The sequence below is a fragment of the Kitasatospora sp. NPDC088346 genome (assembly GCF_044740765.1).
Classification (GTDB): Bacteria; Actinomycetota; Actinomycetes; order Streptomycetales; family Streptomycetaceae; genus Kitasatospora.
Genome location: NZ_JBIURH010000025.1, coordinates 65,902 through 91,323, shown reverse-complemented (window position 1 = coordinate 91,323; position 25,422 = coordinate 65,902). Strand labels below are relative to the sequence as shown.

Below are 25,422 nucleotides of genomic sequence, written 5' to 3'. Positions count from 1 at the left end.
GGGCCGTCCGCCCGTTCCAGGGGTCGGACGGCCCGGCCGCGGTTCACTCCCGGTGGGTGACGGCCGCGCGGGCCCGTTCGCGGACGTCCGCCGAGGGGTGGCGGCGCAGTTCGCGCAGGAGGGCGCGCCACTCCTGTGGCCAGCCGAGGCGGTCCCCGAACACCTCGGTCAACGCGGTGGCGAGGAGTCCGGCGGCCGGTCCGGTGTCCCCGCCGCGCCGGGCGGTCCGCGCCAGCGCCTCGACGGTCCCCGGCGGTGGCAGCGGGCCCGAGGTGTGCTCCCGCAGCAGGGCCAGCGCGGTGAGCGCGGCCGCCGCCGGGCGGCCGTGGTGGGCCTCGGCGAGCGCGCCGAGCGCGGCCGCGAGCGCCTGCGGCCCGGCCGCGGGGTCGACCAGCCGGCGCAGTGCGGCCGTCCTGAGGTCCGCGAGCTCGGGTTCGGTGGAGAGCAGGTCGGCGACGCCGGAGAGCAGCGGCCGGTGGTCGTCGTCGGCCGGGAGGTCGACGAGGTGGGCCAGCCTGCGGCGGGCCGGCAGATCCCGGTCGTCCCCGGCGTCGGGGTCGTCCGTCCGCGCCGCGGAGACGAGTTCGGCGAGGGTGCGGTGCAGCAGGCTGCCGGGGGCGGCGCCGCCGAGCGGGTGCGGCAGTCCGGAGGCGGCGAGCGCGCGGACGACGCTCGCGGCCTCCCGCCAGCCGCCGCGGTTCACCGGGTCGGTGACGGCCCGTCGGGCCACGTCCGCGGTCTCCGGGGCCCAGACGGCCCACCGCCGCAGCGCGGCGAGGGCGGGCGCGGCGACCTCCGGGTCCGGTGCGGTGGCGACGGTGGCCACCAGCCGGGCGTAGCGGGCCCGGTGGGTCTCGGGGAGGTGTGGCGGCTCGGCCCGCAGGACGGCGCGGCGTACGGGCGGCTCCCCCTGCCCGGCGGCTTCGGCGAGCAGTTGCCAGACGGGTTCGGCGTCCAGCAGGCCGGTCGCGAAGGCGACCACGGCGGCCCGTACGTCGCGGTGCTGGCCCTCGACGCGGTACGCGGCGACCAGCAGGTCGGCGGCGGCCCGCCGGGGCAGGTGTTCCGCCGCCAGCCGTACGGCCTCCTTGCGGCTGGTCACCTTGACGCCCTGCGCCGCGGCCAGCAGTTCGCCGAGCCGCTCGGCGAGTTCGCCGGGCGGAGCGGACCGGGCGGCCCGGGTGGCGGCGTACACCGCGACGCGGGCGCGGTCGCCGCCCGCGTGGGCCAGCAGGTCGGCCAGTGCGTCGGCGGGCCGGGCCGTCCGGGCGAGCGCGGCGAGCGCCGCTTCGACGAGCACCACCTCGGCGGAGTCCAGCTGGGCGCGGACGACCGCCTCGCCGTGTTCCGGGATCGCGGCCGCGGGGTGGACGGTCGCGGCACGCCCGTACAGCGGCAGGGTGGGGTCGCCGGCCGCCGCGGCGAAGAGGCGTGCGGCGGCCCGCCACTGGCGCGGCGTCCAGCGGCCCGCGGACCAGGTCGGCGGCAGGGGTGCCCGGTGCGGGCGCTTGAGGAAGCGCCCGTACGGGGGGACGGGGGCGAGCAGCGGGTCGAGCAGGTCGGTCCGCCATTCGGCCAGCACGTCCTGCACCAGCGGCAGAACGGCGGCGGAGGGTTCGAGTTCGAGGATCCGGGCGACCCGGTCGCCGCGGGTGCGCGGGTCGTCCAGCCACAGGGCGGCGGCCGTCGTGAACGCGTCGTCCGACCCGAACTGCAGGGCGTGCAGCAGGAGTTCCTGCAGCTCGGGGATGCCGCGGGCCCGTCGGCCGAGCGAGCGGGCCAGGGTGAACAGCAGCCAGTACTCCGCGGTGTCGGCCATCGTGTCCAGCCACGGCCGGAGGGTCGCGAAGACGGCGTGTTCCTGGCCCCGCCGCAGCCGGTGCTCCAGCCGGCCGAGTTCGACGGTGCCGGTCTGCCCGGCGATCCGCTGCAGGCTCCGCAGTGCCCAGTCGACGAGCTCCCTCCCGCCGACGACGGCGTGTTCGCGCAGCACCTCGGCGACCAGCCGTTGCAGGGCGGCGCGGGTCGCGTACGAGCAGTCGCGGGCGTCGACGGCGTCCTGCACGACGACGTCGAGGACGGGCACCGCTGCCGGGGTCAGCAGCCGGGCGGGCACCTCGACGAGAGCGGTCAGCGCCGCGCAGCGCACCGGGTCCTGCTCGTTGCGCAGTCGGGGCAGCAGGCCGAGTGCGTCCTGGACGGCGGCCCGGTCGCCGGAGGCGGCGGCGTTGGCGAGCAGGGCGGTCCAGGTGGCGGCCCGGTCGTCGGCGTCCGGGCGGGAGAGGGCCGCCCGCAGCTCGGGCTGAGCCTGATCGGTGGGCAGGTGTGCCAGGGCGGGGGCGACCGCGGCCCAGGGACGGCCCTCGGCGCGGCGTGCGGCGACCTGCCGCCGCGCCGCGGCGTGCCGGCGGGCGTGCGGGAACAGCGGCAGCAGGACGGGGAGTTCGGCCTCCCGCGGGAGCGCTCCGGCGTACACGACGTCGAGGAACGCGTCGCGCCGGCCCGGAGGGAGGGCGCGCAGCAGGGCGGCGAAGCAGCGGGGCGCGGCCAGCCAGTGGCGGCCGAGGGCGGGGAGCGAGGGCGGGTCGGCGCGCACCAGGCGGCGCAGCGTGCCGGTGGTGGGTGGTGCGGTGTGCGGCCCGACCGCACCGCGCCGCGGGTCGGCGAGGAGCCGGACGGTGCGTTCGGCGTCCGTGGCGGCCAGCGGCGGCAGGTGGTCGCGGCGCAGCGGGAGGTCCGGGCCGAACCGCTCCAGCAGGGCGAGGACCCGTTCGGGGCGGGCCCGCACGGTGGCTCCGAGGACCTCGGTGAGGGCGGGCCACTGCCCGAGCCGCAGCGTCTCGGGGCGCTCGGCGAGGACGCGCTCCAGGTGGTCCAGGACCTCGTCCGGGAAGCGCGCGGCGAGGGGTGCGAGCGGTGCGGCGTGCGCGAGGTCGGGCAGGGCCCGGGCGACGAAGCCGGGGCCGCAGGCGGACAGCAGCCGGGCGGCCTCCGCGTCGCCCCACTCGGCGCCCAGGCGGTCCACCAGCCGCTCGGCGAGCCGGTGGCGGCGGCTCTGTCGGACGGCCCGGGCCAGTTGTCGGCGCAGGGTGCAGGAGGCGCCGACGAACGCCGCCTCGATCGCCTCGTCGGGGACGTCCCGGGTACGGGCGGCGCGCAGGGCGTACCCGCGGACGACCGGGTCGGGGTCGGTCAGCCGCTCGGTGAGGTGGCCGGTGGCGCGGCCGGCCGATGCGGCGAGCGCGGCCAGCCGCCGGCCGTACACCCCGGAGCGCTCCAGGTCGGACAGCAGCCCGGGGAGCTCGCCGGCGGCGGCGAGCTCGTGGGCCCGGCGGGCGAGGAGCCGTTGGCGCTCCGCGTGCGGGAGCGGGTCGAGGTCGGCGAGCAACTGTTCGGTGTCGTGCGGCATGCGGTCATTGTGACCGGGCACGACACGGCTTCCCACCGGATTTCCGCCGTCCGGCAGGCCACGTCCGGGTCCTCCCGACGCCCACCGGTGTCCGGGCGTCCGGCACCCCGACGGAAGCACCGTGACCTTTTCCCGTGCCGGAGCGTGGATGAGTGCGGGGCCGGCCGACGGGGCCGGCACGGACCAAGGGGGAACAACATGCGACGGTGGACCACCGCGCTGGCTGCCGTACTGCTCACCGCGGGGGCGGTGGCGACCGCGGTCCCGACGGCCTCGGCCGCACCCGGCGTCTCGGCCTGCCCGACCGGCTGGGGCAGCGTGGACCGGCAGGACCGGACCGTCCCCTACCAGCCGCAGGCACTGTCCAACGTCCGTACCGGCGCGCAGGAGTGCTTCGACCGTCTGGTCCTGGACGTCCCCGGCACGACACCCGCCAACCCGCTCGCCTACCAGGTGCACTACGTCACCGGCAACGCCGTCCGGCAGGCCGGTTCCGGTACGGCGATCCCGGTGCGCGGCGGCGCCGTGCTGGAGATCGTCGTCGGCGCGGCCACCTACGACCCGGCCACCTGGCAGGTGGTCTACCCGGGCCGGGCCGGGGAGGCACTGCCCGGTGTCGACCTGAACGGCTACCGCACCTTCGCGGACACCCGCTTCGCCGGCAGCTTCGAGGGCGAGACCCAGATCGGTCTCGGGGTCCGCGCCCGTCTCCCGTTCCGGGTCTTCCAGTTGGACAACCGCCTCGTCGTCGACGTCGCCCACACCTGGGGCACCGCCTCCTGAACCGGGGTGGGCCGCTCCACGCCGTGGGAGCGGCCCACCGCGGCTACGGGCAGGCCCGCTCGGTGCCTCCCGGACCCGGGGGCCGGGAGGCACCGGTGGGTGCTCAGACCCGGTCGGCCGCGATCAGCAGGTACTGGAACGAGCCGTCCCGGTACGAGTTGATGAACGCCTCCTCGATACCGGTGACCAGCGAGGACGTGGCCCGCAGCTCCCAGTACGGCAGCGTCGCCGGGGTCAGGTCGATGACGGCCTGCGGGACGAGGCGGTTGTCGGCCATGGACCGCAGGTACTCCCGGCGGGAGTGGATGTTGCACTCGAAGTGCGCGTTGATCTGGGAGACCCACTTCGACGGCTGGCCGTAACGGGGGTTCCAGCAGCCGGTGATGGTCACGTAGCGGCCGCCGACGCCGAGCACCCGGGAGTGCTCGGCGAACAGGTCGTCCAGGTCGACGTACATGCTCGACTCGTTGTTCCAGGAGGCCGCGGCCTGCCCGGTCTCGAAGGGCATGTCGAGCATGTTGCACACACGGGCGTGGACGGAGTCCCCGATCCCCAGCTCCCGGGCGCGCCGGTTCGCGAACTCGGCCTGCTTGGCCGACAGGGTCACGCCTTCGACCGTGGACCCGAACCGCTGGTGCGCCATCACCATCGACCCGCCGCGGCCGCAGCCGGCGTCCACGAGCGTGCTCTCGGGCCCGACGGCACCGAGGTGGTCCAGCAGGACCTCGGCCTGCGCCGACTCCAGACGGTGGAGCTCGGCGATCAGCTTCTTCTCGTAGGTGCTGTCCTCGGGGTCGCCGAGCGCGGCGTGGTCGACGTCACCGATGCCGTAGTGGTGGTGGTAGAGACCGTCGACGTCGCCCAGACGCAGGTTCACCGGCCGAGCCTCGTGGTCCCAGTAACGGGCGATGTCGCCCTGGTAGGGGGTCGCCGGGCCGGGGATGAACGCGGAGGAGGTCGTGGTCGTCAGTTCGGTATTGGTCACAGGTGAATCCGTTCTTACCAGAAGTCGGGCAGGCTGTAGCGGTAGGTGTTGGTCTGGTGCCAGTAGTGGTTGCCGTCCACCCAGACGGCCACGCCGCGGAGGAAGCGCACCAGGCTGGGCGAGGGCAGCTCGGCGGCCAGCTCGGCGGCCTCGGCCTCGAAGGCGTGCATCAGGTCGTTGTGCACCTCGACGGCCTTCAGGTAGGCCTCGCGGACGGGGAGCTTCTCCCGTTCGGCGATCACCACCGGCAGGTTCAGGTGCCGGCCGGGACTGGCCAGCTCCTTGGTGTACGAGTACAGGTCGTTGACGATGGTGGTCGCGTTCCCGGCGAGTGCGATGACCCGCTGCATCGCGGGCAGCGCGTGCAGGTCCGCCGGGAGTTCGTAGCCACCGACGGTGTCGGTGATGGTCGGGCAGGGGCGGAAGTTGTTGAACTGGCGCATCGCCAGGTACTCCCACACCTCGGGGACGTGGTCCGTCTCGGCCCAGGCCGCCTCGGCGAGGTACCCCAGGTGGAGCCGGGCCATGTCGTGCCGGTACCGGTCGGCCTGCGAGTGGCCGGCCTGCTGGACGAAGTACTGCATGGCCGAGCGGTAGGCCCGCCGCGGCGCGTCCTCCTGCAGTGACGCCACCCAGTCCGGGTGGTACTCGGAGGTGGTGTGGAGCGGGTCGAGTGCGGTGTGGGCGAGCAGCAGGCGGCTGCCGAGACCGACCGGCGAGCCGCCGTGGTCCTCGCAGTAGACGTCGTCGAGGGCGTTCTCCGCCGCCATCAGCCGGGTGGCGATCATCAGGTGCTCGACGGTCGGGGCGTCGGGATGGCACGCGACCATGTAGCGGCCCAGGGAGAACCCGTCGAACTGGTCCTCCCAGTCCGGGGGGAACAGCTCGACCTCCTCCACCGCCCACGCCTTGATCCTGCGGCTGACCTCCTCCACCCGCGCGGCGTCGGGCTCCTGCACCGGGTGGTGGTACAGCCCCGGAACCGGGGTGCCCGCCACCGGCCCGGCCGGCCCCGTGGACGCCGCCGGCGCGGGCGGTTCCTGGACCTGACGGGCCAGCTGGAGCCCCGCCGTGCCCAGACCGCTCGGGCCACGCAGGACCCGCTCCAGAACGGGGCTCGGCGGTGGCGCCGCGAAAGCGGCCGGCAGCACCGGGTCGGGCACTGCGGGAACCGGCAGCACCGGAACCGGCGGTGCGGGCTCGGCCACCGGCACGGCGGCCGGCGCGCCGACGGGTACGGCCCCTGCGGCGGGACGGGCGAGAGACGGCGGTCCCGGCAGTCCGGGGCCGCCGGATCCCGGCCGGAGGCCGAGGCCGGGGCGGGCCGCGGCGGGCGGCGGGCCCGGCCTCTCGGGCGGAGGTGGAGGATCGGGCATCCGTGGCTCCTTGGTGAGGTGGTGGGACGTCCCGGGGCACACCGGCCCGGCCCGAGGGGTACGTCCCGCGGTCACGGTCGGGCAGCGCGGGCCGGGGCGTGGAGGACAGGGCGGGGCGTGGGGGGACAGGGGCGGGGCGTGGGGGGACAGGGCGTCAGGGCACGACAGGGCGAGGCACGGTACCTCTGCCGTCGAGGACCGTGCCGGACCGTGCCGCGTCAGCCGCGCCGCTGACCGATCTGCACGTTCTCCAGAACGCCGAGCGCGTCGGGCACCAGGATCGCCGCGGAGTAGTACGTGGTGACCAGGTAGGAGATGATCGCCTTCTCGTCGATGCCCATGAACCGTACGGACAGGCCCGGCTCGTACTCCTCCGCCAGACCCGTCTGGTGCAGGCCGACGACGCCCTGCTTGTCCTCCCCGGTCCGCATCACGAGGATCGAGGTGGTGTTCTCCTCGGTGATCGGGATCTTGCTGCAGGGCAGGATCGGGACACCGCGCCAGGCCGGCACCTGCTGGCCGCCGAGGTCGACGTGGTCCGGGTAGAGGCCGCGGGCGTTGAACTCCCGGCCGATGGCCGCGATCGCCCTGGGGTGGGCCAGGAAGAACCGGGAACCGCGCCGGCGGCAGAGCAGCTCGTCCAGGTCGTCGGGGGTCGGCGCACCGGAGTGGGTCTGGATCCGCTGCTTGAAGGCGGCGTTGTGGAGCAGGCCGAAGTCGCGGTTGTTGATCAGCTCGTACTCCTGGCGCTCGCGCAGCGCCTCGATGGTGAGCCTGAGCTGCTCCTCGGTCTGGTTCATCGGCTCGTTGTAGAGGTCGGCGACCCTCGTGTGCACCCGCAGCACGGTCTGGGCGATGGAGAGTTCGTACTCCCGCGGGTTGAGCTCGTAGTCGACGAAGGCTCCGGGCAGTTCGGCCTCGCCGGTGTGGCCGGCCGACATGGCGATCTCGGCCTCGCCGTGCCGGTTCTGCCGCTGGAGCGGAATCGCGGTGAAGTGCTCGACGTGGGCCCGGAGTTCCGGCGCGGTGGCCAGGACGGCGTCGAAGTCGGCGCGGGTGAGGGTGAGCAGGGTGCCCGCGGTCTCGGCCGTGGCGGTGCAGTCCCAGCGCGCGTCGGCGTCCAGCAGGGCGTTCTCGCCGAAGTGGCCGCCGTCGGCGAGAACGGCGACGGCGACCACGTCGTCGTACTGGCCGACGGAGGTCTGCCGGACCCGGCCGTGGGCGATCAGGTGGATCTGCTCCGCGGGGGCGCCGCGCTCGACGAGCACCTCACCGGCCCGGAAGTCCCGCTGGACGCAGCGGTCGGCGAGTGCGGTCAGCACGGCCACGTCGTCGAATCCACGCAGGACGGCGAGTTCGCCCAGCTCACGGGGGATCACCCGGACCCGGGCGCCGTCCTGGACGAAGTCGATCCGTCCGTCGCCGACGGTGTAGGTCAGCCGCCGGTTCACCCGGTAGGTGCCGCCCCGGGTCTCCACCCAGGGGAGCATCCGCAGCAGCCAGCGGGAGGTGATCTCCTGCATCTGCGGCGCGGACTTGGTGGTGGTGGCAAGGTTGCGGGCGGCCGCGGTACTCAGACTGCTCTGTGCGGTCGACTGCGAGGGCGCTTGCTGGCTGGTGTCCACCGTCATCGGGCGGGCTCCCCTTCGGATAAGGGTTCACAAGGGCGGGGACCGGCCGACATCCATCTCAGCTGTGGCCGGGGGCGGGGCACGACGAAGTCCGGGCAACCGGCGTCTCCGCTCGTCTCCGGGATCAAGCTTGCCGTCGGGACGGCCGGTCGGGCCCGGCATCCGACCCGCGTTAGCCCGATGCGGTGATCTTGCGCGGTTCAAGGTTTGCGAACCGCCCCGGTGGTATCCGACCTGCCGGAAGCCGGTCCGCCGGACGGCGCACCGGGCCGGGACCCGGCCCGGTGCGGCCGGCCCGGCGGGCGAGGCCGCCGGGGACGTTTCCCGGCCGAAGGACCGCGCTCTTCCCGCCGCAGCGCGGAATGACCACCCGTCATGTCTGTTTCACCCATTTCCTCCCCCTGTCTTATTGGCGCCCTGACACCTTGATGACGGGCATCGTGCCTGGTCGGGCGATGGCCCACGGGCAACAATCCAGACATCGGCAGCGAACGCACCGCGTGTCGTGCGCCTCGTCGTTCGTGTCTGCCCCACTCCTTTTGATCCGAGGGATCCTGCCGTGAACCGTCCCGTCCGCGCCGCCGCGGCGTCTGCGCCACGGCGGTGGCCGCCGCCGTCACCGAGCAGCAGGACGACCACCGCGTGGTCCGAGCTGCCGTTGCTCCGCGACCTCGCACGCCAGGACCCGCGGATCGACGAGCGGGCGCCCCACACGGCACACCGGCCGCCCGCGACCGCCGGGCACTGAATCCCACACAACAGAAGAATTGCACGGCCGGTGATTCCGGCCGGAAATTCACGAATTTCCGGCCGGCACCCCCGGCCGTTTCGGCATGCCATTTTCCGGACGCCTGTCGATTTCCGGGAATTGCCGGGCCGACCTTGCATATCCGACTCAAGTGGCTCTATGGTTTTGACATCCGGTCAGCCCGACCGGGAGATGGTGAATAACCGTCAATCTAAGCTTCCCCGAGCCACACGACCTGGTGTTGCCACGGTTCTTGGCCGGCCATGGGCCCCCTGGTGGCCTTTCCGAGGAAATCGAGGAAACAGCCGCATCCGCGGCGGTACCCGATCTGCGGCCGCGGGGAAGCCGCTTCTGAAAGGAACGTCATGAACAACTTCGACGACATCGACATCACCGAGCTCTCCGACGAGGAGCTGGACGACATCGTGGGTGGCCAGTTCGCGATCGCCTCGCACTGCGTCATCTGACGACGGCCCTCCCCGGCCGGGCGGTGACCCCGCCCGGCCCACCGTGGCGGACCTGAGTCCGCCACCTCCGCGCCCCGTCCTCGGGGCGCACCAGCGCCGGCGTGTACCGGGAACTCCTCTCGGCACACGCCGGCGCCGCACAGAGGGCGCCGGGACCGCCGACCGGTGAGACGCACGTCCGGTCCACGGTGCTCGGACACCACCGGCTCGACGACGGCCGGATCGTCGCGGGCGGCCCGTCCGCCCACCGCCCGGAGACCGGGAAGGAACACCCGTGCCCGACCTGAACCCCGCCCGGCCGGCGCCCGGCACCCCCGTGCCGTTCACCTACGAGCAGGACTGGTTCCACGCCAAGACCCGCAGCAGCGGCTGGGCCCACAAGAACGTCCAGCTCGCCTTCGAGATCGTCGGCGAGCTCGACACCGACGCCCTGCTCGCGGCCGTCCGCGCCTTCGTCACCCGGCACGACGCCCTGCACCTGCACCTGCCCCCCGACCCCGGGGCCCGTCCCGAGCAGTGGATCAGGCCCGTCGGCGCGCAGGAACAGGTCGTCGAGTGCCAGCGGGTCGCCGCCACGTCTGCCGACCAGTTCTCCCGCTACGCCTCCGCACTCCTCTCCCGCGACTGCGTCGCCCCGTGGCAGTACGGCGAGCAACGGCCGTTCGCCATCCGGCTGCTGCGCCACGACGCGAACCGGCACGCGCTGCTCGCCACCTTCCAGAACCTGGTCTTCGACGGGCGCGCGCACCACCTGTTCGCCCACGAGGTGTGGCGCGACTACGAGGCCGTCCGGCGTGGCGACCCGGTACCGGACAGCGCACCGTCGTTCGCGCAGGCCGCGGTCAGGCAGCGGGCCGCAACCACCCCGGCCCAGCGGGAACGGGCCCTGGCCTACCGGCGGGAACGCCTCGGGTTCCAGGCCCGCACCCCGTGGGTCCGCCCGGACGGCGCGACGGCCACCGAGAGCGGGTCGCTGTGGGCCGAACTCGACGCCCCCGCCACCGCGGCACTGCGCCACGCCTGCGCCGATCGCCGGCTGGGCGTACTGCAGTGGACGGCCGGCACCTTCGTCCACGCGCTGGCGGTCCGCACCGGCAGGACCGAACTGGGCCTGTGGACGTCCATGGACTCCCGGTCGTCTCGCGACCAGGAGGTGGTCGGGATGTTCGCCGCCTCCTGCCCACTGACCGTCACCGACGCGGCCGGCGACCCCGAGACGGTCCGGGGGCAGGTCCGTGACCAGCTGCTGAACGCACTCAAGCACCAGCGGCTGACCGCGCAGGAGATCACGGCGGTGACGCGGGAGACCGAGGCGCGGTACGGCGCCCCGGTCGGTCGCGACATCTACCTGAACCTGCGCCGGTTCCAGGGCGACTACGCGGTCCACCGGGACACCGGATCGCTGCGGATCACCGCTGACGCCTACCGGCTGCGCCGGGTCGCCGTCACCGACATCCACGCACTGCACCTGCGGTGCTCCGAGTTCCGCGACCGTCTCACCATCGGTCTGCGCTTCGACGGGCAGCGGGTGGGCCGGCCGCTGGCCCGGGCGGTCCTGGACGACGTGCTCGCCGCGGCCGCCGCGCTCGCCCCCGGGCCTCGACCCTCGTTCTGAGCCGGCACGTTCACCGGCCGTACTGGAAGCGCCCTCGCCGGGGCCACCCCGCCCCGTCGACACCCGAATGACAGCAGAGGGAAGAGGAACCGTGCACGCTCCGACTCTGGCCCAGTGGGTCGGCGACCCCACCGACTTCACCGCCGCGTACTGGCGCCGCCGACCGGGCGTCTTCCGGCCGGAGGGGGGCGCGCGAAGCCCCTTCACCCTGGCCGACGTCGACGCCGCACTCGCCACCGGCTTCCTGCACGAGCCGTACGTGGAGATGACGCGCGCGCAGGACCCGCTCGGCCCCGACGACTACCTGACCCCGCGCGCGGTCTACGACGCCTCGTACGGCGGGTTCGCCGACGAGGGGAAGATCCGGGCGCTGCTCGACGACGGCGCGACCCTGCTGATGCGCCGGGTCGACCAGTGGCACGGCCCGACCCGCGATCTGCTCGCCCGGCTCTCCGCCGAACTGCAGCGCGCGGTGGAGGCGTTCTGCTTCGTGACGCCTCCCGGCACCCAGGGGGTGCCCCTGCACCGCGACGACGCGGACGTCCTCGTCATCCAGCTCAACGGCAGCAAGTCCTGGGGCGTCCACGAGGGGCCCGCGGACGGCAACTGGCGGCACGGCCGGATCGACGGCGAGCCACCGGCGGAGGTACTGCGGGCCACCCTGCACGCCGGCGAAGTCCTCTACATCCCCCGGGGGTTCGCCCACCAGGCCGTCGGCAACGAAGGTCTCTCGGTGCACCTGTCGCTGACCATCCGCGAGATCCACCTGGGCGACCTGTTCCGCAGCCTCCAGAAGCTGTCGGGCAGGTCCATGAACGTCGAGACCCGCCCGCTGGACGACGACGCGGTCCTGGCCGCGGCCACCGCGATGCTCGGCCACGTCCGCGCGGCCCTGGCCGACCTGACGCCCGAGGACCTGGTGCACCACGCACGGCACAGGAAGCTGGCCGCCCTGCCCGCACCGCGCTCGCCGATCTCGCTGAGCACGCTGGCGGCCGGGTACGCCGACCCGGCCTGACCCGGCTCGGCGCGGGGGGCTGCCGCCCGTGGCTCCGGGCCCGGTCCGGCTCCGGGCCCGGTCCGGCCTAGTCGTTCTCGGTGACGTCCGCGGCCTTGTCCTGGACCGACTCCTGGACGAAGGACGCCAGCGCGCTGGGGTTGCGGCTCTGCAGCAGGAGCCGGCCGGGCCCGGTGAAGTCGCACACCAGGAACTGCCCGGTCTTGAGCGAGCCGATGGTGCGTCCCTGGACCAGGCGCCTGACGGCCAGGTTGACCGTGGCGTCGTACGCGACGACCTGGCCGGTGGCCACCGTCATCCTCTCGCCGTCGGCCAGGACCACGCTGTCCAGGGCGCCGTAGCACCCGACGACGACCGTTCCGGCGCCCTCCATCCGCAGGACGAACCCGCCCTTGCCGCCGAGCAGGTTCTGCATGCCGGCCCACTTGGTCTGGGGTTCGATCCCCGCCGAGCACCCCAGCCAGTTGCCCTGGGTCACCTGGAGCGGACCGGCCGGGCCGGAGGCCGCGACCTCGACCGCGGCGACGTCCCCGGGCAGCCGGTGGACGAGGTCGACCCAGCCGCCGGGCGCTGAGGCGGTGTAGCGGGTCAGGAAGAGGGAGCTGCCGCCGAGCGCGGCCCGTTTGAGGCCGGAGAGAACGCCCCCTTCGGCCTTCGCCCCCACCTCCAGGCCCTGACTGCAGGCGTACATGCTGCCCGACTGCCCGACGAGCGTCTCGCCGGGGTCGAGTACGCAGCGGGCCACCGCGAATCCGGGCTGGTGACGGGTGTCGACGCGCATCGTGCTGCCCCTTCTCTCGGGACCGGCGCATCCCCGGGCCGACGGCCCCGGGTGCAACGTCCTCGGGTGGGAGCCGGTGACTCCCCTGCGGCTCGATGCTCTCCCGGCGCGGCCGTCGGCGCACACCGTGGCCGCCACCGGCGGCCCGCCACCGCCGGTCGCCGGCCCGAAGTCGTCAGGACCGGCCGTCGCGCGGTCGGCCGCCGGGCAGGGCCCGCCGCGGATCACCGGTACGGCCGTCCGGCGGGTCGACCTCGCGGCACCGCCCCCCGAACCCCTCCGGTCACGGCCGGTCAGCCGGTGGCAGCCGGGTCGTGACGTCCGCTTCGGGGTGCCGCACGACCCGGCCGGCGTGGGCTTCTCAGTAGGGGCGTGCACGGTCCGTTCCACTCCCCCGGATGGACGCCCTCCGGGGGCGGTCCGCCGCGTACCGGCCGTGCAGGTCGGCCCGCCCGGTCCGGTACGGCGGGTCCGTGCCCTCCGAAACCGGCGCGCGGGAGTCCGCCCGCGGGATCCCGCGACACCGGGCGCCACCCGTGCGGCCTTGGCAGGGATCACGACGACGACAGACGCTCTGTGCACGGCCGATCTCCGGTCGTCCCGACCGCCAGCCCCTGGAGGACACCCATGCCGCGCTCGCGCACCCGCATCGCCGTCGCCGCCCTGCTCGTCGCCGGCACCGCCGCCGCCCTGGCCTCACCGGCCCAGGCCGCCGGCGGCCACCGCGCCCTCAGCCACTTCGACGACGGCAGCTTCGAGACGCCCGAGGCCCCGGCGAACGCCTTCACCACGCTGTCCGCCGGTCAGACCCTCGGCCCGTGGAACGTCACCGCCGGCAGTGTCGACCTGATCGGCGCCGGATTCTGGCAGGCCGCCGAGGGCAACCAGTCACTCGACCTCAACGGATCCGCCGCCGGCACCGTCGCCCAGAGCTTCACCACCGTCGCGGGCACCACCTACTCCGTCACCTACGCGCTGGCCGGCAACCCGGAGGGCGGACCTGCCCTGCGCACCGGCCGGGCCCTCATCGACGGCCAGGACTTCCAGGACTTCTCCTTCGACATCACCGGCAGGACGAAGGCCGCCATGGGCTACGTCGGGCACCAGTTCAGCTTCGTCGCCCAGGGCCCGTCCACCACCCTGAGCTTCACCAGCACCCTCGCCGGGGCCTACGGCCCGGTCATCGACAACGTCCAGGTCAAGGAGTGCAAGCCGTGCTGCGGTTGACCGACCCGACCCGCCGAGGAGGTGGGTCGTTCCGTGCCGCGCGCGCAGCTCCGTCGGGAGCAATCCCCAGTGCTTCCGGCACACGGCACCGAAGTGCCGGGCGTCCGGGCAGCCGCAGGAGCGGGCGATCGCCGCGACCGAGGTCGAGCGGTGCGCCGGGTCGGCCAGGTGCTGGGCCGCGACGCCCAGCCGGTAGCCGGCGAGGTAGCCCATGATCGTACGGCCCGAGGCGCGCTGGAACAGCCGGGCCGCGTGCCGCTCGCTCAGGTGCACCTGGGCGGCCACGTCCCGCACCCGGACCGGGGCGTCGAAGTTGTCCTCCAGGTAGCGGACCATGACGGCGGCCAGGGTGCCCTCGTGCCCGTCCGGGCTCACCGGGGTCCGGACCGGGGCCGGCTGGTCGGCGAACGCCCGGGCGCAGCTGAGGACGAGGGCGGAGCCGAGCGCGGCCAGCAGGTCGTCGGCGCCGGGCCCCGGGGCGGCGGCCTCCTCGACGATCTCCCGGAGCAGTCGGGGCAGCGCGGTGTCGAGGACGGGGACCACCTGGCGCGGACCGGTCGCGAGCGATTTGAGGAGGTCGGCGACACCGCCGGGGCGGGCCTGGTGCTTCGTGGCACGGTCGGGCAGCATCGTCCACGACCAGAAGACGATGCCGAGCGGGTCGTCCCGGTCCGCCACGATCTCGTGGACGTCACCCGGTCTGGCCAGGAACAGGTCCCCCGGCCCGACCGGGTGCTCGGTCTCCCCGGTACGGAACACCCCGCGGCCGCCGTACGCGTAGCAGAGTTCGTAGAACGAGTGGCTGTGCCAGTAGTTGCGCCACGGCTCGGGCGGGTAGAACCCCCAGCCGACGAAGTCCACCCGCCTGCCGCCGAGGCCGAGGCCCAGCGGCGCGGAGCTGAGCAGGCGGACGGCTGCGGCGGCCCGAGCCGGATCGGTCATGCGGGATCGGCCTCCTTGCGGCCGGTGGGGTCGATGCCACGCAGCATCATGCCCTGCCCGAGCGAGTCGCGGTGCTGGTCGTCCGTGGGTCGGTCCGCGGGGTCGCGGAACTGCACCAGCACGGTGGTGCGCGCCTCGGCGGAGGTGTTGAGACCCGAACCGTGGACGGTGAGGTAGCCGAAGAACAGCACGTCGCCCGCCTCGGCCGGGCAGGGAACCGCGTCCTCCAGGGGCCACTCGTCGGTCGGCAGGTGCCAGCTGCCGTCCTCGATGTGGGGCAGCGGTCCGCCGAGGTGGCTGCCGGGGACGACGCGCACGCACCCCTTCTCCTCGGGGGCGTCGTCGAGGTGGATGATCGCGGCGGCGACCGCGTGACCCCGGTGCGGGAAGAACGGGTGGTCCTGGTGCATCGGGAAGGGCGAGCCGGTCTCCGGCGGCTTGACGAACATCTTGGTGTGGTGCAGCTGGACGTTCGGGCTGCCGATCACGGCGGCCGCGACATCGGTGAACCGCGGCTCGGTCAGCAGCCGGGTGAACGCCGCCGAGTGGAACTGGACGTCATGGCAGTGCCGGAGCTCGTGCCGCAGGACGGACTCGTCGACGAGCTCGCGGGCGCTCCCCCAGGTCGGGTCGGGGCCGTCGGCGAGCCGGCCGAGGAGGGCGTGGCACTCCTCGCGCAGGGCCCGTGCCTCCTCCTTGCCGATCAGGCCCTTGACCAGGAGGAAGCCGTTCTCACGGTAGGTGGTGAGCGCATCCGCGCCGAGGTGTTCGGTCATGACGGGAACCCTAGGAGCGCGGGACGGGCCGGGCCGAGGGGTGGAGCGGACAGCCCGGTGGGCAATCCGGACCTCGTGCGCGGCACTCGGATTCGGGGCGGAGAGGGCAGGATTCGAACCTGCGCGGGCCCCGAGGGACCCTGCTCGGCCATCACTGGCCAGGCACCCGATGAACCGCTCCGGGCACCTCTCCCGACCGGGGACCCCGCGGCGGCGGCCCCTTGACGTGTGCTCAGCATGCCCGGCCGGCCTGACCCTGTGCTGACCGGCGGCTGACGGCGCCGACCCGCGCGGCGGCCGTGCCGGGGGTTGTGCCGGACGGGGGTCGGCGTGCTGCTGGACCGGCGCCCCCTGCCGACCCGGGGCCGTGGCCGCGGACGTTCCGGAGGTCGGCGGGCGCCTTCACAGGTGGTGTCGCGGCGCTCAGCGTTTGACCGGAGGTCGCGTCGGGCGTGCGATGGAAGGTGGGCGGGGCGGGTCCGGGGTGCCCGTTCCGCGGCGGACCGGGACGGAGGCGCAGCCATGTACGTCCGCACCATCTACCTGACCGGTGATCCGGCGCTGGCCGACGAGGCGCTGGAGGGTTTGAAGGCCGAGTCCGTCGGGCTGCTGTCGGGCCAGGCCGGCTACCGGGGGTTCAGTTGCTTCTCGGACCGGCGGCTCGGGAAGATCCTGCTGGGATCGTGGTGGGAGAGCGAGCAGAACGAGCGGGACAGCTACGCGGCGCTGCGCGACCGGCGCCAGGAGTTGCTGACCGCGTTCGAGGGGACGATCACCGTGGCCCGCTGGGAGGCCGCGGTGGCCCGTCGGGGCGACGCTCGGCCGGGGGCCGGGTTCCGGCTGGTGCGCCTGGAGTTCGACCCGACGGCGGCCGACCGGCTGGTGGAGACGTTCGAGGCGACGGCGCTTCCCGGGCTGGAGACACTGGACGGGTTCGCCGGCGGCGCGCTGTTGATCGACCGGGCGCGCGGGCTCGGGAGCGTCGGCGCGATCTTCCGCGACCGCGCGGCGCTGGAGGCCACCCGGGGGCCGCAGGCGCGGCTCCGCGCCAAGGCGACGGAGGCGTCCGGCGTCCGGGTGCAGGCGCTTGAGGAGTTCGACGTCGAACTGCTCGACCGGCCGTAGGCCCCGTAGGGCTTCGGCGAACCGCGGGTCGTGCGCCGGACGGTCGATCAGGTCGGCGACGGTCCGGGCGCGGCACGGTGAGGCGCGGGAGGTCCCACCGCGCGGATCAGGGCGTGACGGGTGCTCCGGCGGGGAAGCAGAACGGGCCGCCACCGTTGTCACGGTGACGGCCCGTTCCCGGCCGGGTGCTCATGCGGTCAGGCTGTCGAGGGCCTGGCGGGCCCGCTTCTGGAAGCGTTCGGCGCGGTTCTTGAGCCGCAGCGCGCGGACGATGCGGTCCTGCTCGGCCACCCGCAGTCGCTCGTCGATCGTCGCCTGGATCGCCTCGTAGTGGTAACTCATGATGGATCTCCCCCTGGAGTCGGGGGCCGCCCGCATCGTCGTGATGCTCATCCTGCGACCCCCTTGCGCTTCTGATTCTACACCAAGAGAGCGGCGACCGCCTTGCATTAATGGCCCATCCGGATCCAAGCCCTATCGATCGAAGGTTTACCGTGCGTTCAACGGCTGATCATCGGATCGGGGAGCCACCGTCGGCACCCCTGCGGCCCGCCGGGAACGCCGCCCGGGGTACGGCTGCGCGCGCCGTGCCTCCGGGGCGGCCGCCGCGCGGGGTCAGGGGGCGGTGATGCCCGGCTGGGAGCCGGCGCCGAAGGCCCGTCCCTCGACGTCGCCCGGCGCCGGGTCGTAGCTGCCCGCGCCGAGGGTGCTGTAGCTCCACGGGCCGCCGTGCGCGGCGTGCCAGTACGACCAGTACGCGGTCACCGGCGCGCCGTTGCACGGGTTCGGGAGCGCGTTGATCCGGCAGACCATGCCCGGGAAGCGCGGGTGGAAGGCGTAGCCGAAGCCGGCACCGGTGAGGGCGGCGAGGCCGCTGGTGGGGTCGCCGGGGGCGCAGCCGGTCTGGACGCCACCGCCGAGGGCGGTGAAGTCGACGACGACGGTGACGCCGGAGGTGCCGGTGCAGGCCGCGGCGCTCGCAGGCGGCGCGGCCGTGGTGGTGGCGCCGACCAGGGCGACGGTGAGGGCGGCGGCCGCGGTGAGGGCGGCGAGGAGTCTGCGGCGGGGTCGGGGGCGGCTCACGGTCTGCTCCAGGGGTGTTCGGTGACGGTCGGGCGGTCGGGAAGGGTCGGGGACGGGTCAGGGGCAGCTGAGGGTCGGGGTGTCGGGGCGGGCCCCGTGGGCGGTGAGGTGCGCGAGGCCGGTGCCGGCGAGGCCGAGGACGGCCTGCGCGGTGGCGCGCTTGGCGGTGGCCGGGTTCGGGCCGGTGGCGTCGTAGGCGACGGCGCCGCGGTCGGCGGTGGGGGCGGTGCAGCCCGCCTGGAGGCCGGTCAGAAACGTACGGGCCTTGAGGCCGGCCGGGAGGTGGGCGCCCGAGAGCAGGGCCTGGGCGGCCAGGCCGGTGGTGTTGGCGTTGCCGTTCACGGCGCCGGCGGCGGCGAGGCCGCCACCGGGGAGCTGGTGGCCGGCCAGCCAGGTCAGTCCGGCCCGCGCCTTGGCGTGGCGTCCGGTGACGGCGAGGGCCTGGGCGGCGAGGGCGGTGGCGTCGGGATCGCTCGCGCAGGTCGGCTGGCCGAAGTTCAGCGGGAAGCCGCCGTCGGCGCACTGGCTGCCGGCGAGGAAGTCGACGGCGGCGGCCGGGGCTCCGGCGGGCGTGCGGTCGAGTGCGAGCAGCGCGTAGGACTGGCCGAAGGCGTTGCTGTAGTCGCCCCACTGGGAGCGGTCGGAGAACCGGCCGGCCGGGGTCTGCAGGGAGCGCAGCCGGGCGGGCAGGTCGACGCCGCCGAAGGTGGTGGGGTCGGTGCCGCGGACCTCGGCGGCGAGGAGGAGCTTGGCGGTCGCGCCCGCGTACGCCTCGGTGGCGCCGTCGCCGATGTAGCCGGTGAGGACGTCGGGCCTGGCCAGCCAGCTGGTGGCCCTGGCTGCGGCGCCGTCGGCGGTGCGGGCGGCGGCGAGGGCGAGGACGGCGTCGACGGTGAGCCCCTGGTCGGGGTAGGCCGTGCCGTCGAAGACGGTCTCGAAGTGGTCGCCGTCGACGAGTTGGCGGGCGAGCCAGCCGGCTGCGGCGGCGTCGGGGCGCCGGGTGCCGCCGGGAGCGGGGGTGTCGGCCGACGCGGTGGTGGCGGGCAGGAGCGCGGTGACGGCGAGGGTGCCGGTGGCGAGGAGGGCGGCGGCGCGCTGGCGCAGCTGCATGGGGTGGCCTTTCCGGGCCTGCGTCCGGACGCACCCGGTCGCGCCGGCGGCGCGCCGCGCGGGGCGCGGCCGGGGGACGGTCGGGGCTCCGACCCGCAGTCCGCGACGGGTGGAAGGACGGTGCCTCCGGGGGCGGGTGTTCGGGCTCGCCTCCGCGCGGGATCGCGTGGTGGCCTACCGTTGCGGGTCAGCGCCGGATTTCGACCGGTCTTCCCCCATTGCCGGAGTTGTCAGCTTTTCTGACGGTTCATCATCCTGGGTGAACGGAGGCGCGGTCAAGGGTTCGGCCGGTGGGGCTTGGGACGGCCGCGTCACCTCCGGGCGCAGGATCCGGATCCGGGTGCCGAAGGCGGCCCGGTCGACGGAGCGGCGCAGCGCGGCGAGCAGGCGCGGTCCGGCGAGGACCACCAGAGAGGCGTTGAGGATGCCGCGGGGGACGTCCCAGCCGAGCGAGGTGGTGGCGTAGAAGACGGCGTACCGGTGGAGGTTGCCGAGCGGCCCGGCCCCGGGGTCGTAGGCGACCGTGGAGGAGGGATCGATGCTCAGCGGCCAGAACCAGAGGTTCATGACGATGCCGTAGGCGAAGCCGGCGGCGACGGTGTAGGCGGCGAGCATCGCGGTCTCGGGACGGCCGGTGGGGCGACGGGGCAGCAGCCCGGCGCCGAGGCCGACCCAGGAGGCGGTGAGCATCTGGAACGGCAGCCAGGGGCCGATCCCGGCGGTGAGCAGGGCGGAGGCGAACATCGCGGTGGAGCCGAGCGCGAAGCCGAAGGCCGGGCCCATCACCCGGCCGCCGAGGACCATCACGACGAACATCGGTTCCAGCCCGGCGGTGCCGGCGCCGAGCGGGCGCAGCGCCGCGCCGACGGCGGCGAGGACGCCGAGCAGGGCGACGGCCTTGGCGTCGGCGGCGCCGTCCAGCAGTGCGGTCAGCACCACCGCGAGGACCAGCACGGTGAGCAGGGCGAACAGCCACGGGGCGTCGGTGTCGTGGGCGACGGCGGAGGTGTGGTCGGCGAGGAAGGGCCAGCCGAACCCGGCGATGCCGACCAGGGTGACGAGGACCAGGGCGAGGACGGAACGGGGGCCGAGGCGGGGCAGGTCCGGGGTGCGGGAGGACAGGTACGGGACGGTCATCGGGTGCCTCCGGCGAGGGCGAGCCGCACGTCGTCGACGGTGAGCAGGGGCGCGGGGGCGAGGACCTTGGCGATCTGCGGGGCGAAGGCGGGCGAGGCGGCGAGTGCGGCGGCGGCGGGTTCGTCGGTGACGAGCTCGCCGTCGGCGAGGACGGCGACGGTGTCGGCGCAGGCCGCGGCGAGTTCCACGTCGTGGGTGACGAGCAGGACGGCGTGGCCGTCCGCGGCGAGTTCGCGCAGGATCTCGGTGGTGCGCTGCTTGGCCGGGTAGTCGAGGCCGCGGGTGGGCTCGTCCAGCAGTAGCAGTCTGGGGCGGCGGACCAGCAGGACGGCCAGGGCGAGGGCGAGGCGCTGGCCGCTGGAGAGGGCGCGCGGGTGGGCGGCCGCCTCGATGCCGGGCACCAGCCGGGCCAGCAGGGCCGCGGTGGCTCCCGGGGTGGCGGCGGCCTCGCGGTCGGCTGCGGCGCACTCCTGGTCGACGCGGTCGTGCAGCAGCAGGTCCCCGGGGTCGGCGGGCACCATGCCGACCAGGGTGGCCGCCTGCCGTCGCCTGAGCCGCGCGGGGTGGTGGCCGGTGACCTCGACCGTGCCGGCGCTGGGCCGGTGCAGGCCGGCGAGGCAGCCGAGCAGGGTGGACTTGCCGGCGCCGTTGCGGCCCATCAGGGCGGTGATCCGGCCGGCGTGCAGGGTGAGGTCGACGCCGCGCAGCGCCGGGACGGGCCCGTGGTGCGCGACCAGTCCGCGTACCCGGGCCACCGGCGCGCCCGGCTCCGAGGCGGGCCGGCGGACGGGGGCGGCGTCGCGCAGCGGGTGGCCGGCGGCCCGGCGGCGGGCGTCGCGGACGCTGAGCGCGACCGGGTCCCAGCCGAGCAGCCGGGAGAGCTCGACCACCGGGGGCGCCACCGGTGAGTCGGCCAGGATCGCGGCGGGGCCGCCGTAGCGGACGGGCCTTCCCCCGCCCGGGACGAGCAGCGCGCTGTCGGCGTACTGGGCGACGCGTTCCAGCCGGTGCTCGGCGAGCAGGACGGTCGTACCGAGGTCGTGGACGAGGCGGGTGAGCGCGGCGAGGACCTCCTCGGCGGCCGGCGGGTCGAGGGCACTGGTGGGCTCGTCCAGCACCAGCAGGGCGGGCTGCGCGGCGAACGCGGCGGCCAGCGCCACGCGCTGCTGCTGTCCGGCGGAGAGCGCGGTGAGCGGCCGGGCGCGAAGCTCGGCGAGGCCGAGCAGGTCGAGGGTCTCCTCGACCCGCCGGCGCATCACCTCCGGCCGGTACGCCAGGCACTCCAGGCCGTAGGCGATCTCCTCCTCGACCGTGTCGGCGACGAACGCGTCGGCCGGGCGCTGCGGGACCACGCCCACGGTGTCGGCGAGTTCGCGCGGCGGATGGTCGGCGGTGTCGCGTCCGGCCGTGCGCACCCGCCCGTACAGGGTGCCGCCGGTGGCGTGCGGGACGGCGCCGTTCACGGTGCGCAGCAGCGTCGACTTGCCGCTGCCGGTCTCCCCCAGGACGAGGACGAGTTCGCCCTCCGGGACGGCGAGGTCGACGCCGGCGAGGACGGGGTGCTCGGCACGGGGGTAGTGGAAGGCGACCTGCTCCCAGTGGACGGCGTTCACGGCTGCAACCTCGCAGGGTCGTTCGATGCGGTGACGGCCTTTGCGGGGCCGGGTGTTCCGGGGTGGGGGCGCCGTGCGTCGGGCCGCTCCGCGACCGCTGGTGGCGGCGGTGTCAGATGGGCGGGCAGCAGTGCGAGGACGAGCCCGGCGACGGCGGGCAGCGGCAGGCCGGGGATCTCCAGGCTCCACGGGTCGGGGGCGAGTCCGGAGTCCGGTCCGCCGGAGAGGACGAAGCAGAGCGCCGTTCCCGCGCCGGCGAGGGCGGTCGTCCACTCGGGCCAGGTCCACGGGTCGGGCCGGTACCGGGTGTGCCGGACGGCCGCCCCGCCCAGGCGCAGCCCGACCACGCAGCCGGCCAGGCCAACCGCGAGCAGCACGGGCCCCGCGCCGCCGGTGGTCACCTCGCCGAGCGGTCCGACCGGGATCACGGTGGACGCGTCGAAGACCCCGTACAGGCCGACCACCACACCCAGCAGGCCGCCGAGGGTCAGCACGTGGACCGTTCGTCGGCGGCCGGCCGGGAGCGTGGCGCGGCGGCCGTAGCCGCGGGCGTCGAGCGCGGCGGCGGTGGTCAGCGCCCGGTCGAGCGCCTCCTCCAGGACGGGGACCACGATCGACAGGGTGCCGCGCAGCCCCTTCACCGGCAGGGCGCGCAGCCGCCGGGCACGCCGCACCCGGGCGACCGCGGCGACCAACTGCGGCGCGGCGCCGAGCGCGACGGTGACCGCGACGCCCAGCTCGTGCAGCGCCCGCGGCAGCGCCCGCAGCAGCCGGGCCGGGCTCGCCAGCGCGTTGGCCGCGCCGAAGCACAGCAGCATGGTGGCGAGCCGGGCGCCGTCGTCGAGTGCCGCGTAGGCGGCCTCGGCGGTCACCGGGCCGCCCAGCCGCACCCCGGCCATCCATCCGGGCAGCGGGATCTCCGGCAGGTCGAGCAGGACGGTGGTGCCGCCCGAACCGACCAGCAGTGACTGGAACACCACCCGGATCAGCACCACCGTGATGCCCAGCCGCAGGAACACCCCGTACGCACCGGCCCAGGGCGCCTCGGTGCGGCGCGCGGACACCACGTACCCGGCGGCCGCCGCGAGCAGGGCGAGCAGCAGCACGTTGGTGGTCCGCCCGGCCGCGGTCGCGAGACCCAGCGCCCACAGCCACCAGGCGAAGGGGTGCAGCTGACGCGGCAGCAGCACCCGGCGCAGGCTCACGGCAGGTCCCCGGCCGGGCCCCCGCGCCCGCTGCGGCGGCGCCGCACCGCCGCCCCGGCGAGCGCCACCACGGCGGCCCCGCCGAGCGCCACGGGCAGCCACGCCCCCGCCCGGTGGGCGGCCGGCTCCGCCGCGTCGGCGCGGCCGGCCGACGGCGGTGCGGCCGACGGGCCCGAGGTCTCGGGCGATCCGGTGGCGGCGCCGTCACCGGCGGATGCGGAAGCCGGATCCGCCGGGGTCGCCGATCCGGTGGCGGATGACGGCGGGACCTCGGCCGCCGCCGGATCCGGGACAGCCGGCGCGGGGCCGCCCGCGGGACTGCCGGGGCCGGTCGTGGCCGCGGCGGGGGGCCGGGTGGTGGGTACCGCCGGCGGCCGCGTGGCGGGTGCCGTCGGTCCGCCGCCCGTCGGCGGGCGGGTGGCGGCCGGCGGCGGTGTCGGGGCCGGGGGCGCCGGCGCCTTGGCGCTGCGCGGGCCGGGCGGCTCGTTGTCGCCCCCGTCCTGCCACACCCAGCCCTCGACGCTGCCGTCCGGCGGGACCCGGTTGCCCGCGCCCATCGCGCTGTACACCCAGGTGTCGGTGCCCGGCAGCATGTACCAGTACGACCAGTACCGGTCCTTGGTGACCGCCCCGCAGCCGGCCTTCGGCGCGCCGTCCAGCGCGCAGACGAACCCGCCCGCGTACGGGCCGGTCCCGAGCCGCACGGCGAACCCGGCCTGTTGCAGCGCCTGGATGCCACTGCGGGGTGCCGGCGCGCAGCCGGTGCGGGTCCCGTAGCCCGGCCGGTCGGGGACGCTCCTGGTCTCGACGACGACCAGCACCCCGTCGCAGCCCTCCGCCGCCCGGGCCGGCGCGGGCAGCAGCAGGGTGCCGCCCACGACCGCCGCGGCCGCCACGGCGGCGGCGCCGCGGCGGATCACCGGTGACTGCCCTGGCGGAGCCGGCAGGCCGTCAGCACACCCGCGACGCCGAGCACCAGCATCGCGATCGCGGCGACGACGAGCGGCAGCGGGTCGAAGCCGGTGGAGGCCAGCGGGCCGGAGACCGCCGCGTCCCCGTCATCCGTCCCGACCGGGAGGGCCGCACCGGAGGCGGTCGCGGTGGCGGGCGTGCCCGGCGCGTCGCTCGGCCGGGGCGACGGCGAGCCGGACGGCGACGGCGAGGCGGTCACCGATCCGGACGCGGACGCCGCGGCGGACGCCGATGTCGAGGCCGAGGCCGAGGTTGAGGGGCTGCCGCTCGGCGAGCCGGACCCGCTCGGGCTGGAGCTGGGCGAGGCGCAGTCGAGCACCGGCAGGCCCGCCGCGGCGCCGCGGCCGTCCGCGACGGCGAGCGACACACCGGCCAGCGCCGGGACGGCCTGGGCGGTGGCGCGCAACGTGGTGTCGTCCACCTCCGGCTTCTGGTAGCCGACCGCGCCGCGGTCCGCCACCGCGCCCCCGCAGCCGACCTGTCGGCCCTTCAACCAGGAGACGCCCTTGTCCGCGGCCGCCGTTCGGCCGCCCGCGCGCAGCGCCTGGGTGGCCAGCGCGGTGGAGTTGGTGTTGGACGCGGCGGTCGGACCGGACCCGCCGAAACCGCCGTCCGCGGCCTGGCGCCCCTGCAGCCAGTCGAGCGCCTTCGCCGCCTCGCCGGTCCGCCCGACGGCCAGCAGGGCCTGCACCACCATGCCGGTGCCGTCGGCGTCCGAGGCGCAGTCGGCCGGCTTGTCCGGGTAGGCCACCGGGAAGCCGCCGTCGGCGCACTGGTTGGCGGTCAGGAAGTCGACCGCCTTCGCCGGAACGGCCTGGGCGCCCCGGCGCTGAAGGGCCAGCAGGGCGAACGCCTGGCTGAAGGTGTTGGAGAAGTCCGAGACGTCCGGCCCGCCGAAGGTGGCGTGATCGGTGTAGCGGCCGTCCGACTGCAGGCGGGCGGCGAGCTCGGCCAGCAGGTCGTGGCCGCCGAAGGCCGCCGGGTCGCGGTGCTGGACCTCCGCGACCAGGGCGAGTTTCGCGGCCGAACCGGCATAGATGTCACCGGGGGTGTCGCCGGTCAGGTAGGAGGTGGCGTTGGCGGCCAGCCAGTCGGTGGCGGCCTTCGCCTCGCCCTCCCCCTGCCCGGCGGCCGACAGTGCGAGCACCACGTCGGCGGTCAGGCCGAAGTCCGCGCCCCACGCCCCCTCGACCCGGTTGCCGTCCTTCAACTGGCGACCGGCCCACCCGGCGGCAGCCGACGCGTCGGTGACGGTCGGCGCCGCACCGGCGGACGGCGCGACGGCGGTCAGCGCGGGCAGAACGACGACGGAGGCGGCGAGCAGGACGGCGGCCGGCCGGAACGATGTGCGCAAGGTAACTCCTGGGGCGTCTCGTGGAGACGCACCGCAGGGCAGGGCCACCGCCGCAGGGCGGGGCA

The 25,422-nt window shown here is 75.3% G+C and carries 18 protein-coding genes, 3 pseudogenes and 1 riboswitch; of the genes and pseudogenes, 5 read left to right on the top strand and 16 right to left on the bottom strand.

The annotated features are described in order from the left end of the window. Nucleotides 1-43 precede the first annotated feature (43 nt). Complete coding sequence (locus ACIOFR_RS27065; RefSeq protein ID WP_401001653.1) at nucleotides 44-3,409, bottom strand: hypothetical protein; 3,366 nt, start codon at nucleotides 3,407-3,409, stop codon at nucleotides 44-46. Between the two features lie 198 nt (nucleotides 3,410-3,607). On the opposite strand from ACIOFR_RS27065, the gene ACIOFR_RS27060 reads away from it, so the two are divergent. Continuing rightward, nucleotides 3,608-4,192, top strand: coding sequence for a hypothetical protein (locus ACIOFR_RS27060; protein ID WP_401001651.1), 585 nt, complete (start codon nucleotides 3,608-3,610; stop codon nucleotides 4,190-4,192). A 103-nt stretch (nucleotides 4,193-4,295) separates the two neighbouring features. On the opposite strand, the gene ACIOFR_RS27055 is transcribed toward ACIOFR_RS27060, so the two are convergent. The 3 genes from ACIOFR_RS27055 to ACIOFR_RS27045 all read right to left on the bottom strand — a co-directional run bounded on the left by ACIOFR_RS27055 (nucleotide 4,296) and on the right by ACIOFR_RS27045 (nucleotide 8,184). Continuing rightward, the gene (locus ACIOFR_RS27055) at nucleotides 4,296-5,177 is read right to left on the bottom strand and encodes a geranyl diphosphate 2-C-methyltransferase (RefSeq protein WP_401001649.1); all 882 of its coding nucleotides are present in this window, start codon (nucleotides 5,175-5,177) and stop codon (nucleotides 4,296-4,298) included. A gap of 14 nt (nucleotides 5,178-5,191) precedes the next feature. Then, nucleotides 5,192-6,553: a family 2 encapsulin nanocompartment cargo protein terpene cyclase gene (locus tag ACIOFR_RS27050; protein WP_401001647.1), complete on the bottom strand. Its 1,362-nt coding sequence runs from the start codon at nucleotides 6,551-6,553 to the stop codon at nucleotides 5,192-5,194. 218 nt (nucleotides 6,554-6,771) lie between these two features. Then, nucleotides 6,772-8,184, bottom strand: a complete 1,413-nt coding sequence (locus ACIOFR_RS27045; RefSeq protein WP_401001645.1) for a family 2B encapsulin nanocompartment shell protein — start codon at nucleotides 8,182-8,184, stop codon at nucleotides 6,772-6,774. Between the two features lie 1,489 nt (nucleotides 8,185-9,673). Between ACIOFR_RS27045 and ACIOFR_RS27040 the strand changes: the two genes are divergently transcribed. Then, a complete protein-coding gene (locus ACIOFR_RS27040; protein ID WP_401001643.1) occupies nucleotides 9,674-11,014 on the top strand; it encodes a condensation domain-containing protein in 1,341 nt (446 codons plus the stop codon). Between the two features lie 91 nt (nucleotides 11,015-11,105). Further along, a complete protein-coding gene (locus ACIOFR_RS27035) occupies nucleotides 11,106-12,032 on the top strand; it encodes a JmjC domain-containing protein (protein ID WP_401001641.1) in 927 nt (308 codons plus the stop codon). A 67-nt stretch (nucleotides 12,033-12,099) separates the two neighbouring features. On the opposite strand, the gene ACIOFR_RS27030 is transcribed toward ACIOFR_RS27035, so the two are convergent. After that, nucleotides 12,100-12,813: a TIGR00266 family protein gene (locus ACIOFR_RS27030; protein ID WP_401001639.1), complete on the bottom strand. Its 714-nt coding sequence runs from the start codon at nucleotides 12,811-12,813 to the stop codon at nucleotides 12,100-12,102. A 627-nt stretch (nucleotides 12,814-13,440) separates the two neighbouring features. On the opposite strand from ACIOFR_RS27030, the gene ACIOFR_RS27025 reads away from it, so the two are divergent. Beyond that, nucleotides 13,441-14,040: a choice-of-anchor C family protein gene (locus ACIOFR_RS27025; protein WP_401001637.1), complete on the top strand. Its 600-nt coding sequence runs from the start codon at nucleotides 13,441-13,443 to the stop codon at nucleotides 14,038-14,040. A gap of 48 nt (nucleotides 14,041-14,088) precedes the next feature. On the opposite strand, the pseudogene ACIOFR_RS27020 reads toward ACIOFR_RS27025, so the two are convergent. The 3 genes and pseudogenes from ACIOFR_RS27020 to ACIOFR_RS27010 form a co-directional block, all read right to left on the bottom strand. Then, a pseudogene (locus ACIOFR_RS27020) lies at nucleotides 14,089-14,982 on the bottom strand (helix-turn-helix domain-containing protein); the annotation flags it as partial. Then, entirely contained in the window at nucleotides 14,979-15,758 is a 780-nt protein-coding gene (locus ACIOFR_RS27015; protein WP_401001636.1) for a phytanoyl-CoA dioxygenase family protein, read from the bottom strand. The pseudogene ACIOFR_RS27020 and the gene ACIOFR_RS27015, both read right to left, overlap by 4 nt. A gap of 98 nt (nucleotides 15,759-15,856) precedes the next feature. Then, nucleotides 15,857-15,951: pseudogene (locus tag ACIOFR_RS27010) on the bottom strand. A gap of 329 nt (nucleotides 15,952-16,280) precedes the next feature. Between ACIOFR_RS27010 and ACIOFR_RS27005 the strand changes: the two are divergent. Further along, entirely contained in the window at nucleotides 16,281-16,883 is a 603-nt protein-coding gene (locus tag ACIOFR_RS27005) for a hypothetical protein (protein ID WP_401001635.1), read from the top strand. A 189-nt stretch (nucleotides 16,884-17,072) separates the two neighbouring features. On the opposite strand, the gene ACIOFR_RS27000 is transcribed toward ACIOFR_RS27005, so the two are convergent. From ACIOFR_RS27000 to ACIOFR_RS26965, 8 genes and pseudogenes are all read right to left on the bottom strand, one after another. Then, nucleotides 17,073-17,225, bottom strand: coding sequence for a hypothetical protein (locus tag ACIOFR_RS27000; RefSeq protein ID WP_401001634.1), 153 nt, complete (start codon nucleotides 17,223-17,225; stop codon nucleotides 17,073-17,075). A 273-nt stretch (nucleotides 17,226-17,498) separates the two neighbouring features. Beyond that, nucleotides 17,499-17,966: a flagellar hook-length control protein FliK gene (locus tag ACIOFR_RS26995; protein ID WP_401001633.1), complete on the bottom strand. Its 468-nt coding sequence runs from the start codon at nucleotides 17,964-17,966 to the stop codon at nucleotides 17,499-17,501. Nucleotides 17,967-18,023: 57 nt separating this feature from the next. After that, nucleotides 18,024-19,076 carry a peptidase gene (locus ACIOFR_RS26990; protein WP_401001631.1) on the bottom strand — a complete coding sequence of 351 codons (1,053 nt, stop codon included), beginning with the start codon at nucleotides 19,074-19,076 and terminating at the stop codon, nucleotides 18,024-18,026. Between the two features lie 113 nt (nucleotides 19,077-19,189). Continuing rightward, nucleotides 19,190-19,344: riboswitch (cobalamin riboswitch) on the bottom strand. A 65-nt stretch (nucleotides 19,345-19,409) separates the two neighbouring features. Further along, nucleotides 19,410-20,213 (bottom strand): annotated as a pseudogene (locus ACIOFR_RS26985) (ECF transporter S component); the annotation flags it as partial. Further along, nucleotides 20,210-21,826 (bottom strand): ABC transporter ATP-binding protein, encoded by a 1,617-nt coding sequence (locus ACIOFR_RS26980; protein ID WP_401001629.1) that lies wholly within the window; start codon nucleotides 21,824-21,826, stop codon nucleotides 20,210-20,212. The gene ACIOFR_RS26980 and the pseudogene ACIOFR_RS26985, both read right to left, overlap by 4 nt. Further along, the gene (locus ACIOFR_RS26975) at nucleotides 21,823-23,031 is read right to left on the bottom strand and encodes an energy-coupling factor transporter transmembrane protein EcfT (RefSeq protein WP_401001628.1); all 1,209 of its coding nucleotides are present in this window, start codon (nucleotides 23,029-23,031) and stop codon (nucleotides 21,823-21,825) included. Before ACIOFR_RS26975 ends, ACIOFR_RS26980 begins: the two co-directional genes overlap by 4 nt. Beyond that, nucleotides 23,028-23,951: a hypothetical protein gene (locus tag ACIOFR_RS26970; RefSeq protein WP_401001627.1), complete on the bottom strand. Its 924-nt coding sequence runs from the start codon at nucleotides 23,949-23,951 to the stop codon at nucleotides 23,028-23,030. The genes ACIOFR_RS26975 and ACIOFR_RS26970 overlap by 4 nt, the downstream gene beginning before the upstream one ends. Further along, entirely contained in the window at nucleotides 23,948-25,357 is a 1,410-nt protein-coding gene (locus ACIOFR_RS26965) for a prenyltransferase/squalene oxidase repeat-containing protein (RefSeq protein ID WP_401001626.1), read from the bottom strand. Before ACIOFR_RS26965 ends, ACIOFR_RS26970 begins: the two co-directional genes overlap by 4 nt. Nucleotides 25,358-25,422 lie beyond the last annotated feature (65 nt).